At 53.8% G+C, this 14,013-nt stretch carries 9 protein-coding genes and 2 pseudogenes; 5 read left to right on the forward strand and 6 right to left on the reverse strand.

Features of this window, described 5'->3' with window-relative positions; genetic code table 11:
* Positions 1-83 precede the first annotated feature (83 nt).
* On the forward strand, positions 84-1,004 hold the full coding sequence (locus AC07O1_RS04690) for a LysR substrate-binding domain-containing protein (RefSeq protein ID WP_494990875.1): 921 nt from the start codon (positions 84-86) through the stop codon (positions 1,002-1,004).
* 198 nt (positions 1,005-1,202) lie between these two features.
* Entirely contained in the window at positions 1,203-2,417 is a 1,215-nt protein-coding gene (locus tag AC07O1_RS04695) for an aldose 1-epimerase family protein (protein WP_495010422.1), read from the forward strand.
* A gap of 88 nt (positions 2,418-2,505) precedes the next feature.
* Here AC07O1_RS04695 and AC07O1_RS04700 read toward each other — a convergent pair.
* Positions 2,506-3,066 (reverse strand): annotated as a pseudogene (locus tag AC07O1_RS04700) (ATP-binding protein); the annotation flags it as partial.
* Between the two features lie 150 nt (positions 3,067-3,216).
* Positions 3,217-3,780, reverse strand: coding sequence for a hypothetical protein (locus AC07O1_RS04705; RefSeq protein ID WP_495088053.1), 564 nt, complete (start codon positions 3,778-3,780; stop codon positions 3,217-3,219).
* A 640-nt stretch (positions 3,781-4,420) separates the two neighbouring features.
* Between AC07O1_RS04705 and AC07O1_RS04710 the strand changes: the two genes are divergently transcribed.
* Together AC07O1_RS04710 and AC07O1_RS04715 are read left to right on the forward strand one after the other, a co-directional pair.
* Complete coding sequence (locus AC07O1_RS04710) at positions 4,421-8,488, forward strand: KAP family P-loop NTPase fold protein (RefSeq protein ID WP_495088054.1); 4,068 nt, start codon at positions 4,421-4,423, stop codon at positions 8,486-8,488.
* Positions 8,489-8,772: 284 nt separating this feature from the next.
* Positions 8,773-9,252: a LysR substrate-binding domain-containing protein gene (locus AC07O1_RS04715; protein ID WP_495088055.1), complete on the forward strand. Its 480-nt coding sequence runs from the start codon at positions 8,773-8,775 to the stop codon at positions 9,250-9,252.
* A 138-nt stretch (positions 9,253-9,390) separates the two neighbouring features.
* Here AC07O1_RS04715 and AC07O1_RS04720 read toward each other — a convergent pair whose 3' ends face one another.
* Together AC07O1_RS04720 and AC07O1_RS04725 are read right to left on the reverse strand one after the other, a co-directional pair.
* Positions 9,391-9,891: a hypothetical protein gene (locus AC07O1_RS04720; protein WP_495088056.1), complete on the reverse strand. Its 501-nt coding sequence runs from the start codon at positions 9,889-9,891 to the stop codon at positions 9,391-9,393.
* Between the two features lie 26 nt (positions 9,892-9,917).
* Positions 9,918-11,591 carry a hypothetical protein gene (locus tag AC07O1_RS04725; protein ID WP_495088057.1) on the reverse strand — a complete coding sequence of 558 codons (1,674 nt, stop codon included), beginning with the start codon at positions 11,589-11,591 and terminating at the stop codon, positions 9,918-9,920.
* Between the two features lie 193 nt (positions 11,592-11,784).
* Between AC07O1_RS04725 and AC07O1_RS04730 the strand changes: the two are divergent.
* Positions 11,785-12,342, forward strand: a pseudogene (locus tag AC07O1_RS04730) (LysR substrate-binding domain-containing protein); the annotation flags it as partial.
* Positions 12,343-13,257: 915 nt separating this feature from the next.
* Here AC07O1_RS04730 and AC07O1_RS04735 read toward each other — a convergent pair.
* Both AC07O1_RS04735 and AC07O1_RS04740 read right to left on the reverse strand, forming a co-directional pair.
* A complete protein-coding gene (locus AC07O1_RS04735; RefSeq protein ID WP_017337405.1) occupies positions 13,258-13,389 on the reverse strand; it encodes a hypothetical protein in 132 nt (43 codons plus the stop codon).
* A 62-nt stretch (positions 13,390-13,451) separates the two neighbouring features.
* Complete coding sequence (locus tag AC07O1_RS04740) at positions 13,452-13,934, reverse strand: toll/interleukin-1 receptor domain-containing protein (protein ID WP_017337404.1); 483 nt, start codon at positions 13,932-13,934, stop codon at positions 13,452-13,454.
* Positions 13,935-14,013 lie beyond the last annotated feature (79 nt).

A 14,013-nucleotide genomic window follows, 5' to 3' on the forward strand; every position in this document is an offset into this window, starting at 1 on the left:
TAAAAACGATTGCTCGCATGATTAAAACTCATGCGTCGAGGTTTCTGGTAGGGTTTTGCCATTGCGCTATAGGAACGCTCCCAATGTCCCGTCGTCTTCCTCCTCTTTACGCTTTGCGCGCTTTTGAAGCGGCGTCGCGGCATAGCTCGTTTACTCGTGCGGCCGAAGAGCTGTCGATTACCCAGAGCGCTGTCAGCCGACACATTCGCACGCTGGAAGAGCATTTCGCCTGCCGTCTGTTTCAGCGAAGCGGTCGAAACTTGCAGCTGACCGAGGCTGCGCGTCTGCTGCTGCCAGGGATACGTGAAGGCTTCTCGGCACTCGAGCGTGCCTGCAATACCCTGCGCGCTGAAGATGACATCCTGCGAATGAAGGCGCCGTCGACCTTGACCATGCGTTGGCTGCTGGCGCGCCTCAGCCGTTTCCGGCATTTGCAACCGGGTAACGAGGTGCAACTGACCAGCGCCTGGATGGATGTCGACTCGGTGGACTTCAACCAGGAGCCCTTCGATTGCGCGGTACTGCTCAGCAACGGGCACTTTCCCCCGGATTGGGAGGCCAGCTACCTGTTCCCCGAGCTGCTGATCCCGGTAGGCGCGCCGAGTCTATTGAGCGATCAACCCTGGGACGCCGCGCGGCTGGCTAGCGCCGAGTTGCTGCATCCGACGCCGGACCGTCGCGATTGGCGCAATTGGCTGGAGCGCATGGGCCTCTCCGAACAAGTGTCACTCAAGGGCGGCCAGGTCTTCGACACACTGGAGCTGGGCATGATCGCCGCTGCCCGTGGCTACGGTGTTTCCATGGGCGATTTGCTGATGGTGGCTGAGGATGTCGCGCAGGGGCGGTTGAGTCTGCCGTGGCCGACAGCCGTCGCCAGCGGTGAGAATTATTACCTGGTCTGGCCGAAAACCCGTCCAGGAGGTGAGCGTTTGCGCAGGCTCAGCGATTTTCTCCAGAGCGAAGTCCAGGCGATGGAGTTACCTGACGTCGAGCGCCTGAGCTGAAACGATGACGCCCTGATTTCCCCTTGGAGCGAGCTTGCTCGCGAAGACGTCAGAACAAGCAACTCGAATCCCACGAAATGACCGAGGTGACGGATCCGCTGCCAAAAGCTCAATTGGCGTTCAACTGTGCATTTTTATACTTGATGAATCGTTTCATCAGCGCTATAAAAATTGCACAACTCCAAGAAAGGCTTTCCCATGACCCCGCTCAAATTGATCGTTGCCCTCAGCGCACTGACTGCTGCATCTCAAGCCATGGCTTGGGATTATGTGTTGCTCGATACCGACAAAGCCGCGCAAAACTTTCAGATCACCAGCGAAAAGTTGGGAGTGAAAACCGCCAAGCCATTCTCCGTGACGATGCGCACGCTGCATGGTGGTCGTCAGGAGGGCGTCAGCATCGTCGACATCGATAACGGTGCAATGAAGCTGTCCGTGGTGCCGACTCGCGGGATGAACGTCCTGCAGGCCTCGGTGGGTAATGTGCGCATGGGCTGGGATTCTCCAGTGAAGGACGTGGTCAACCCGTCGTTTATCGAGCTCAACGGCCGCGGCGGACTGGGCTGGCTGGAGGGTTTCAACGAACTGGTCACCCGTTGTGGCTACGAATGGGTCGGCCATCCGGGCATGGACAACGGAGAGCTGCTGACCCTGCATGGCCGCGCCGCCAATATCCCGGCGAACAAGGTCACCCTGCATATCGACGAAAAGCCGCCCTATGCCATCAGCCTGCGCGGTGAGCTGAAAGAGCAGGCCTTCAAGAAAGTCGACTTTTCGGTGGCGACCGAACTGGTCACCGACCCCGGCAGCGTGCGCTTTGCGCTCAACGACACGCTGACTAACAACGGCGACTATCCGAAGGAATATCAGGCGCTTTATCACAGCAACTTCAGCACGCCATTCCTGGAGCAAGGCGCCCGTTTCGCCGCGCCGGTGAAACAAGTCTCACCGTTCAACGACAAGGCCAAAGCGGATTTGTCTGACTGGCAAACCTATCGAGGTCCGACCAAGGATTACGACGAAACCGTCTACAACGTGGTGCCATACGCCGACGCCAAGGGCGACACGCTCACCGTTCTGCACAACAAAGCGGGCAGTCTGGGCGTGGCGGTCGGTTTCAACACCGAGCAATTGCCTGTGTTCTCCCTCTGGAAAAACACCGACACCCAAGGCCAGGGTTACGTTACCGGCCTGGAGCCGGGCACGAGTTTCTCCTACAACCGTCGCTATCAGCGGCCACTGAACCTGGTGCCAACTATCGGTGCCAAGCAGCAGCGTCAGTTCCAGATCAATTACAGCTTGTTGGCGGATAAGCCGGCTGTGGATAAGGCACTGAAGCGAGTCAACGAGATTCAGAACGGGCGACAGACCGAAGTGCGGCAGACGCCGTTGGTGGATCTGAGCAAGGGGTGAGCGAGGCGAAACCTGAAAAATCGATTATTCGTTGAGAAAAACGATTAGAAATGAGGGTTTTCATTAAAAAAATGATTACAAACGCGGCTTACTGACCCGTCGGCCGATACTGCAACGCCTCAGCCAGATGTTCCCGGCTGATCAAGTCGACCTGCTCAAGGTCCGCCAACGTGCGCGCCACCTTGAGCAGTCGATGGGCCGCCCGCAGCGACAACGTCAACCGCTCGCATGCCGTCTCAAGCCAATTCTCATCGACTGTGGATAGCTGGCAATGCTGGCGCAGCCCCGGCAGGTCGAGGAAGGCATTGGCACAACCCTGACGCCGTTGCTGCCGTTCGCGGGCATTGGCGACCAGTAAAGCGGCACTGGCGGTGTCATCGTCGGATGGTTTCGCAGGGTTGAGCGCCGTGGCTTCGCGAGCGACAGTCAGGTGCAGGTCGATGCGATCCAGCAGAGGGCCGGAGAGCTTGTTGCGATAGCGCTGAATCTGTTCCGGCGTGCAGCGACAACGTCCGCTGGGCTCGCCGAGATAACCGCACGGGCAGGGATTCATGGCTGCCACCAATTGGAAGCGTGCCGGGAAACGTACCCGGTCTCGGGCTCGGGCAATGACGATTTCACCGGACTCCAGGGGCTCTCTTAAAACCTGCTTGGTAGTTATCCCTAAATTCCCCCAAAAATTGTGAAATTGTGCTTATTTAATTGATTTCTCGTCATTTATTTATGGATGTGTATTGAGAGCATTTAGTCCCTGTGATCCTAAAACGGCCGGCAAGGTGTGTTGCCGGACGGATGCCAATCATCGCCACATGGACAGCAGCCAGACAGCCCCTAAGCCGGCCGCGGCGCTAATTCCTATCCAAGCCTTATCGATTGCGCCCGAATGCCAAACCTTCGCAGCGAGCACAACGAAGCTGATCACACCTGTCAGCCATTTGAATTTTGTGAGCGTACCGGCGAATCGAAGCGAGGACGTAGCGAGCCATAACAGTGAGACTTGGGCGAAGGAAGGGAGACGGCGGTAGGCTCCACCGAGCCAGGTAACGACAATTTGATTCACAAATATATTTTTGTCCGGTCCATTACCCTCCATGGAAAAAACAACCGGGACGACTTCGGATCGGATCAATCTCAAAGTCTGACTCAACTCGAAAGCTATTTTTTGACGTTGATAGAAAGCGCTCTGTATCTGCTGATCGAGGTGACTCAACGCCTCCTTCGAAGCCTCAACACCCATGACCTCCAACTGATCATTCTTAAGCAATTGAGAATAGTTGTGTTTCGAAATCCGTCCGGCGTTCGCTTCTTCAATCAACCTATTGATCAAGAACTGCTTAGCTCGCGCGGTGAACTTACTCACCATAATCTTGCCACCCCATATTGTTGCCTCAAGCCAGACGGTCTGACCTACGAAGAGGCAGAGATTGTCTCACGCTGTGGCGCTACGCTAGGAGCGGTGCCGAGGTTGCGAGAACTCCCGCTGATGGGGCAGAAATCGAGGCCACTTCAACTGGGTGAGCACCATGGCCTTTGAAGGGGCAGCAGGTGTGCTGGCCGGAAGACGCTGTGCTTTGCCTTAAGCGATGGGGAGATCGGGGGGGCGGGAGATGGGCCTATCCGTGGAGTTTGGCTGGAGGAACACCATCCCTAGCTATCCGTCAAAAAATCACGTCCCCGAATGAGTTCAAAGACTCGCGCCAGGCTCGGTCAGCGCACATAACGCTGGGAGTTGATATGTGGTGTAAACCGATTTTTTACCCTGTTAACTACTGATGGTTACAACGCAAAAAATAGGTTTACAAGGTGGCTAAAAACTCTCGAGCCATAGACCATTTTCCAGCATAAAGGGCCACTCAAAGTCCTCCATTCTGGAATCTTGAGAAGAGAAGGAGGTCAGCTGCTTTCGCGGCTGCGCACTCCCATTGAGCGGCAATAGCTATTGCAGCCCTATCGAAGTGACTACAGTATGTGTAGCCAAATGCCAGCGGCCAAAGGAATGATTAATGCCCACCGACAATAAAGTCATGCCCGCCATTCTGGATCGTGAAATTTCAGGTGCCGATCAAGATGCATTTGGCCACAGGCATTTCGCTGAGGGCCTGCAAAGCCTGATCGAATCAGAAGAGTTAGCTCCTCCGTTTAGCATAGGTCTCCTTGGTGGTTGGGGTACCGGCAAAAGCAGCATCAAGGAGCTGTACACAAACCATCTGAAAAACGATGCTTCCAAACAAGGGGGGAGGCTGAGAAAGGATCGATTTCATTGCATCACCTTCAACGCCTGGCGATTTGGCGGGCATGATCAAGACATCAAGCGTGCTTTGTTGCGTCATGTATTCCTAGAGCTTGGGGGTAAGGAAGACCACCTCCACGACAAGCTGTTTCGACAGGTTAGCGAGACAACTCAAAAAGCTAAAGGGTGGTTCAACATCACGCTGGAGACGCTCAGGGCATGGGCGTTGCCGATACCTGCGTTGATAGCAGCAATGGCCTTATTGCTTGGGATTTGCTGGCTCACGTTGATCGGATTGGATGTTAAAAGCGAGTTTTTGAAAAGCGTCATCGTTGTTTGCGTAACGTGGGCCTACACGTACCTTCTAAAGAACGTAAAACCACCTGCTGTTGTTTCGTCGATGCCGATCACGCGAGTAGAGCTCCCCAATACCACGTCCGAACAATACGAAGATTTGCTACTCGATCAAATTCGGAGCTACAAATCTGGCGACTGTAAATCCCTGGATGGGCGCTCTGGAAAGACATGTGAAAGGTTGGTGGTCTTCGTTGACGATTTGGATCGCCTTTCAGCCGAGGAAATGGTGCTTGGTCTGGATGCTGTACGCACGTTCATGGAGATACCCGCTAATCGTCTGCCAAAGGGCATTGGTTTGGTTTTCGTTATCTCCTGTGACGAAGCAAAGGTAGCTGACGCTCTTGCTCGGGGGCGCAGAAATAGTGATCTTCCTGGCTCGGTAGTTACTCACAACGACGCACGTAGATATCTGGATAGAATCTTCCAATTTCGCTTAGAGATACCGCCGCCCCCTCGGCATGACATGCGCGAATTCGCGCGTGCTCACTTGGCTAAGTTGACCAGCATCACCGCAGATCTTGAGGCGCGTGGTTTCCACCTGGCACCGATTATTGATCGCATGATTCACGTCAGCGTCCAAGATCCGAGAAACGCCCTTCAGATCGTGAATGCTTTTGCTCAAGCTTGGTGGGTTGCTCAAAAGAGGGAAGCCGAGGGACTTGGTACGAACAAGCCTGGAGGATTACACGAAGGCGCTGTCACATCGCACCCCATCTCACTTGGTGCCCTATGTGCGATGAAAGTAAGTTTTCCTGACTTTTATCGCGACCTCCAAGAAGACCCCTTATTTCTGCAGCGCTTCACTGATGTCGTCATCCGTAAATTGAATCTGGATGATCAGCCCCTGCAAACACAGGACCGTTTAAAGGAGCGCTATTTCAAGCTGACTACTGATGGTGAGTTCATTCTCAAGGCTGAGCATCGGCCACTCCGACAATTTGTCGCAAGCTTGGATGGTTTAAGATGGCCGCCCTCCCTACAAAGCCTGCTTCTACTTTCCGAGGACCCTGTCACTCGACGTTTGGGACCAAAGATGGCGCCAATCTACGGTGATTTTGTTTCTGGAAATACGCAAGGGGTCTTGGAGGGACTCGCCAGGCATAACGACAACGCTCCTCTCCACGAAAACGAAGCCCGAGCGCTCTATCAGATGTTTGAAGACCTTCGGCAGGAGTTACCTACGCTCAGAGCGCGTGCATCACGGGTCATAGCTGACTTAGTAGAGCGCCTACCCGAGCCGCCGGCCTACCAGCTCATTAGTATGCTCTGTCGTGAAATAGGGGATTCTCTGGATCTACGCTCACAACTTGGCCTAGAGAAGATCGGGAAGATCCTGCGATCTGCCGTTACTGACGACCAGCGTGTTGTTGCGTCCCGCCTTGTTGGTGATGTACTCGGCGGTTCCGAAGCCGTGAAGCTTCTGCGCGAGACTATGCAACCGCCTAGCCTTGATGAAGCCGTCGCTATGGTGCACATGGCGGTCCCGATGATTTTAACAGTGCGTGCAAGCATCGGGTTGGAGCGTCGGGCCGACGAACAGCTACTTAGCTGGTTGCTCGATCGGAATATCTCAATCGGCAACAAACACATACAGCTTTCTTTCAAAGAACTGGAACAATGGCTGGAGAGTTATGGCGACAATCTAGTTTCAGACTTAGGCCTTAACTACATAAATGCGCTCGCAGACGAGCTTGAGAGAAGTAAAGCTCCTCAATTTGATATGGTCTCCAGTGTCACTCGGGCACGAAAAATATTTGACCAGATGATGGATCAGGGCGACGAGTCGAGACCACTGCTTTGGGCCCCCTTGGCACGATATGTATCTCTCTCTGGTGTGGTCGCTGTGCGCATGGCTTGGGAAGTGGCTGAAAGCAACATTCAGCACGCAAATGATGAAGATATTTGCCAGTTCGTCAGGGATTTCGTCGCACGCCTGTTGAAGGACTTCGATGATGAAGAGTCTACGATGGAGCATGAAGTGGCAGCATCAAGCTTGCTCAGATTTGTCCGCGAACGAAGAGAGGCCCTAGGTGCTGAAGCCGTAAAAGCCACCGCCGATTTAGCTGATTTGTGGGCTAAACACGACTTCCTGCCTGAGCAAGCGTGTGCGTTACTGTCCGAGCTACGAAAAAATGATGAAACGGACTTTATGCGAGTGATTGGTGGGTGGGTGCCTCAGCTCTTTGTGGGTCTTCCCATCGATTGCGTCAAACTGATTGCGACTCAATTCGAAACTTTGCTTGATCCAACTAAGACTGCAATCGCAGCTTCTCTCTCTACCTTTCTCACAAGCACCGCTGCAAGTGATCCGGCTCTGAAAAGGTATAAGGTGTTCATTCTCCATACACCGACATCAGCTTGGAAAATCGGCCCGCTGCATGGCTACGTGGACAGCCTCATTCAGCACCTGGCGGCTCAGGTTAGCGCCGAGGCATTCATTAAATCTCTACTTCAGCCAAGCGTACCACTCCTAAAATACGCATCGCCGAGCGTTTTAGGTCCTTACCTTCAACAGCTCTTTGTTCAAGGGAAAAGTTATCCAGGTCACTTTTCATGGCTGCACTTCTGCCTAGCTCAACATTGGCCATCGAAGTCAGACGATCTCCCAGGCTACGACCCTCAAGTCATATTCGATGAGGCTGGCGCCTTTGCGTTGACTGATGCTGCAAATACAAATCAAGGGATCTTATCGTCCATGCGCCACATGGTTGAGCACGGCCTAGTGGGTAGCGATGGCCGAGGAAAACTCATTGCAGCAACTTGTTCAGCCTGGTCAGCGGCCCCTAAAGTCTCATTGAGCATTTTCGAGGGGGGGTACTGCGAGCTAACCCCTGAGCAAGCTGCAAACCTAACGTCACCCATAGAATGGGCAAACGCCGATCATACCGACACACTACAAAAAGCTTGGAAAGCTATCGCTGCTAATAAGGATGGCCCTGTTCCGAGTGAGGTACTGGTGCGGATTCTTCAGCAAGGGCCGAAAGGCAGTGCAGAGCAACCTGATTTGGCGATCCGTATATGGCTCCAATCCCAGGAGGACACAGGCCACGAACTGATGGCGGATGTGCTGGCAAGAGAAGCTCTGGATGACAGCCATAGACGGCGGTTGTGGGCCTGTTCTATTGAGAGGGCCAAAGAGCTTGGCGCCCCGTTCTTCCTAAAACTGATTCCCCAAATTAGTGCGCTCGCTAATGCAGATGAGACAATCAAGGCGGTATTCGACGACTTCAAAATCGTCATGAGCGTACTGAACTCTCAAGATCTACAGGCTGAAATGGCAATTCGTTTGATGGACGTGTTCTCGGTTGCCACCACCAATTCGACGAAAGGGCGTATTGCCGAAGCAAGCAACCAGCTTGTCAGTCAAGCAGCGTTGAAACGCTTTAAACCAAAGTCACTTCACAAGGATGAATTAGAGATTCTGGTTGCGCATTTTGGCGCTCGCCCCATGAAAAGCTTCGAGAAGCTGGTGGTCAGTGAGTGACGTGTATGGTCACCAAAGAGTGCAACGTCTTGGCAGGGAGCTAATCGATCACAATGATGAAAGTACGCGATAATTACGACAGTGTTCGAGCGTCAAGAGACGGTCATGAGTTCTGTGCCAAGACATTTGCTGGAATCCCGTCATCAGCCATACCCAACGGCAGGTCGGCCTGCACCGGACGCTGTCACGCATCTCGGCCAGGACAAATTGCCGTTGGTGAAGTCCATAGGCAGGTAGAAGCTCTGCATTCCGATTAACTCTTACAGCCTGAACGTCGATACCAGATGATTAAGTTTGCTATCGGTCTCGATCGAATCGGTCGCCTGGCATCTGGGATCAGAGAAAACACGGCGGGCTCGTTAAGGATTGCGGCAATGCCGGCAGTGGCAAACACGCTATTGCCGAGATTTTTGGCGTACTTTCTTCCAGAGAGGCCGAACCTCCAAATCAGCACTCTGGGAGTTCCATCGCATGAAGTTGCGGAAATGGTTTCAGCTGGCCAAGTTGATATCGGTTGCGCCGAAGGCCCCATTAATCCGCACGGCGTCGAGATGCAATCTGTGGACATGGATGCAGTTGCAGTGATGCCCAGCAATCATCCCATGGCCAAGCTGGAGGTCGTGTCGCCGAGCGATTTTGAAGGGCAGCGATTTGTCGCGCCTCGCCCAGGGTCGATTTTTTCCTCCGGTGTGCAGATTGCCCTGGCTCAAGTCCCCCGAGTGCGTAATTGCACTGACTTGACCACCCAATTGCATTCGTATTGACCACCCGTTTGCATCCGGCTGACCACTGCACGCAAATGAGACGAGCGGCAGAAACCGGCCAACAGCTGCCGCTCACAAAAGGCGGCTTTCGCCCCAAAACCGACCCGGAGAATTTACGCACAATTGGCTCGACCTTTTTTAAATCCGCCACTCTTGGAGTGTTGCGGCGATTTTTGCCTCCAGAGCCTCTGGTGAAACTTCATGTCCAAGTACGAATTTTTCCGAAAGCGCTGAGATTTCCTTCAGCAACCGCCCAGCTTCATCCACAATCGACTCCAGCCTTCGATGAAGGCCGATGTAGGCGTCTTCACTAACCAGGGCTCTTTTGCTATCTGCGTTGGAGCTGTGTACCAACCAGTTCCGGTCTTTGAGCAGTGCCTGGAAGCGCTCCAACAGGTTTTTGGGAAGGTGATCACTTTCGGATAGTCGCGTGATGCTTCTACCAAAGGTCTTCTTCTGGGCGTCAGTGACAAGGATGTTGCCTTGCTCCTCTCCCATTTGCGGTATGGCTTGTTCAACCAGCACGAAAAATTGTGCTGTTGATCCTTCCAGCGTCTGGAGTTGCCACAAAGTGAAGCCGATTGCTTGGCAGATTTCACCAAACCTTTCAGATCTATCCTGACTGTTTACCGCGTTCATTTTCTTTCCATGTGGCGATAGAGAGTTTACAAGGTGTTTTGTGGATTCATGAAGCCAGCGTACACACCAGGTGCTGGCGGGGTTGCTGAAGGGGGAGGTGGTGCCTCTACAGATGACGTCTTCAACCTAGCCTTTGCTTTGTCGGCCTTGCGCTGTTCGCGCTTCTGGGCCTCCTCAAACTCCTGCATAGGGTGCGTCACGAAATGCTGCCGGTAGGTTTTTAATAGGCCGGCATCATTACTGGCGCTGGCTTGGGCCAAGACGTATTCAGCGTCACGTATCTGGATGTCGAGTTTCGGGCTCTTCGCCTGCGCGGCCTTGACCATCGCAATCGCATTTTCGGACAATTTGCCGCTCGTCCACAGCTCGAATCTGTGGCGGATGCTTGCCCATTCCGAATGCGCCTTCACAAAACCTCTGATCACAGGGATACGTTTGTCCAGCCATTTGACAACTTCATCGTCACTGAGGGTACTGATCGGATGTATCCCTTTGCATTCGATGAACACGACCTCGTGATTCGTTCGCTGTGCCAGTACGTCGATTTCAGCTTCTGCCCCGATTGAGTCTTTGACGATCCGATTCATCTCCTGGGAATACCCCAAAAATGTGGATCTCGCGATTTGGGCCACGGCAAACTCGAACAGGCTCCCGCGAAGGGTCGATGCAGCGCCTTCGATTCGGGACAGGTCGTTGAAGATCTTATCCAGCGCCTCCGGGTTCTGGGTGAGTTTCGCTGTATCGCTCAACACCGCACAAAGGCTTTTCAGCGCCAGTGCCACATCGCGGCCAAACAGGCTTTCAGTTGTCGCCGGAATGATGCCCTTCTCCTTCAGAAGGGCGAAGGCTTCATTGTCATAGCTTTCGGCGACAAAAATCTGAAGGCATTTACCCACCTTCCTGAGACTTCGCAGCGTGACGCATTTGCTGACGAACCCTGCGAGCTGATCAACGTTCACTCTGCCATTCAGGGCAAGGTCGCAGACGAAGAAGCCTGGCTTGAGAGTGTTGTTAACGTACTCTCGCATCGGAAACAGGTAAGAGGGACCGGCCAGGTCCCAATTGAACGTCCCGACCTTGGGTAACGCTTCTGAGCCTTCGTCCTCGCGAGTTTCCACGGAGTCGTAGCTGACCATTCCCAGATTGCGGGACCAATCCTTTACCGCCAACAGCGTAACCTTCTCGGCGATCAGACGGCCTTTCATCTTTGCCCATAGTGAGGTCACCTCGAGCATCTGGTGGTAATCACATCGCACCACACAGGATTCACCACCTGGGAGTGTCACTTCCTTCACGAGAGTCGCTTTTACCAGTCGCTCCAGCAGGCTTTCTGCTGAAATGTGCTTCTTCTGAGCAACGGGTGCACCACAGGCGATCAGAAAATGATTTCGGGGCATCACGTTGCCTCGAAGCCCGAGAGCCTGGAGCGCGGCAAAATACGTGCTCCGCGTTTTTTTCAGGGCCTCCATCAAATTATCGAAGAAATATGGGGACCCATAGTCTTCTTGAAGGTAGCTAAAGCGGGCCCGATGAGGGAAAACGATGTGGTTGAGTCGAGTCATGCCGGGACAGCCACGCTCGACACGCTTTCTGGCCGCTTCGGGATTCAGCCCATATTTGCTCTCAAGCAGCTTCGACAAATCGCTGCTGAGCATGGGGCCATTTTTCTTCAGCAGGTCGATGAGCGCATTGTCAGCCATGATCGTTCTCGCGGTATGTCACACAGCGCTATTTATACTATTTGTAAACAAGTGCCAGCACCTCTTTTCTGCGCCTGTTGTTTGATATAGGAAAAATGGGCCTTCTGGAGATTTCGACTGAGAATTTTGCAGAAAATGTCACAATGCTGTTGAGCTGAGGAAAATCTCACTGGTCCCCTTCGGCGTAGCCGGTTACGCAGCGCAATACCTGACGCCTGTCTTGAAACGCTTCGCTCCTCGAAACTGTGGCGTCGACATTGAGCTGACATGCGAGCTGTCGACAGCTCTCATCCCTCGGGTGGGCAGTGGGGAACTCGATCTGGCGTTGGTCTCACGTGATGATTCCAGGCGTGGGGCGTTTCTTTTTCAGGAGACCATGGTTTGGGTTGGCGCGGCGCAATTCGATCTGTGGCGGAGAGATCCGCTGCCCATCGCTGTCTACGACTCTACCAGCCTGGCGCGGCGGTGCGCCGGCGATGCGCTGAACAAACAGGGGCAGCGGTTTAAGGTGATCTATAACAGCTCAAATCTCGCCGGTCAGATCGCTGCGGTCGAGAGCGGGATTGCAGTAGCGGTGCTGACCTGTTGCACTGTGCCTGAGCATCTGCAGAACCTGGGGCCAGAGCATGATCTCGGCCCCTTGGGGCCAATGGATGTTGCGGTCTACCGAAGCAAAGCGTCGCAAGGGGCCAAGGCAGTTGATAGTCTGCGGGACTTTCTGATCAAAAACCTTCGTGATCGCAACCCTTGATGAGTTGATCGACAACCGTCCGCTTCTGGCCGATTTCTGTCGGTCATGTCCACGAGTCGTACTGGTCAAATTTGATGCAAATGACTGGTCAGGTCGAATGCAAATGGGTGGGCAAGTCTTTGCAATTACGCAGGTTGCTCATGGCACCTCCTGATTGGCCTCACTTTAAGGCATGTAGGTGTCTACGAAACCCGGGGCGATTCATACGGAATCGGTCGACGCCGCAAAAGTGAATGGCCAGAAACGGCGAATCCCGCTCCAGGCGGGATTCTCAGCCGTCGATTGTATGCGTTCGACGGGGCAGGACGCTGTTACCTGGCGCTGGGCCATCTGATTTTCATCAGAAGCGGGGTGCGATCCGAAGATCCCTGTAACCACCCTGTAGTTCACGCCTAGGCGCAGATGAATAGTAGTCAATCAATAATCACTATGTCTATCTGCTGTTACCTCTTGGATTACCTAGATAACCCCGGTCACCCCTCAGCTGCCGTTCAGAACCGCCCTCACAGCGTCCAATTCATCGGCCAATTTAGCAGGCCTATCAGGCGCTCATACAGGGTCAAAAAATGCTGCTGGCCGTCCAGGACACGCTCTACCCGGCGCTACTGCTCGGCGGCGAACAAATCGCGCAAGTGCTTGGCCTGCACTTTGATGGCTTCGTGGCGTGTAATCGGTGCAATAAGTTTCTCCGACGCTCCCAAGGAGCGACATTGGGAGGCCGTTATTGGCGGACTTCTTCCGGTGCCGATCGGCAGGAGTCGGCCAGAAGCAGACGCTCGTGACCGACTGCTTACGTCTGATTGTTGAACGTCAGGAATAACAGCTAATGGCCGTTTTCAGTCGGACGCGATAGACGGAATACGGCCAGAAGGGGCCAAACCTACGTGAATCACCCCTCTATCACCGCTTTTAAGGTCAGTCACCTTTTTTGTGTTTATGTACTTCCAGATCGGGATGTTTGGGTTTGTTTTCTTCAGTAACACGACGGCGTTGGTCCTTTTTGCCGGTGGATTCAGCGATCGGTTTGGGGCCGGGTTTAATACTCATGTGTTCAACTCCTTCGATTGATAACAGGTCTGTAAGTAAAGCCGTACGCATGGACAGTGAAGCTACGGGGCGACCAACTCGGCAAGCTTGGCCGCGATATCTGCAAACGTATCTTCAGCAGTGCTCAGGCCGCTTCTCGAACCGAGTAGAGGACTGACTTCGCGCAGCGATTCGTATGTGGTGTCGTGAATGATGGGAACCAGCAGATCCCTTGCGAGGAGCGCGGAAAGTTCTTTGTCAGCGATGCCTTCGGCTGCTAGGCGACGCAGCAAAGCAGGGGTCACCAGCACAATTCCTACTCGAGACTTCGCCAATCCCTTATCAATTTCACGCAGTAAGGAAGAGCCTAGAAGGACATCTTTCTCGCTGAACCAAACGGAAACACCGAGCGACTCGAGTACATCATGCAGCTCCTTCGCGGATCCTTTCCGGTCGTCCCAGGCGTGACAAAGAAAGACGTCACGTAGATCAGGTACTGTCGCACGCCTCTCGACATTTTCGCGTACCGGTGTGAGCGTTCTTACCTCGGCGGAGGTGTAGGCCACAGAGGATCCGGGCTTCGACCAGCGCGGCTTTGCGCTGCTGGATGAACCGCCGCTACTGCGACCACCCCCGCCATGAGAC

The sequence above is a fragment of the Pseudomonas sp. GW821-FHT07G10 genome, from assembly GCF_059418545.1.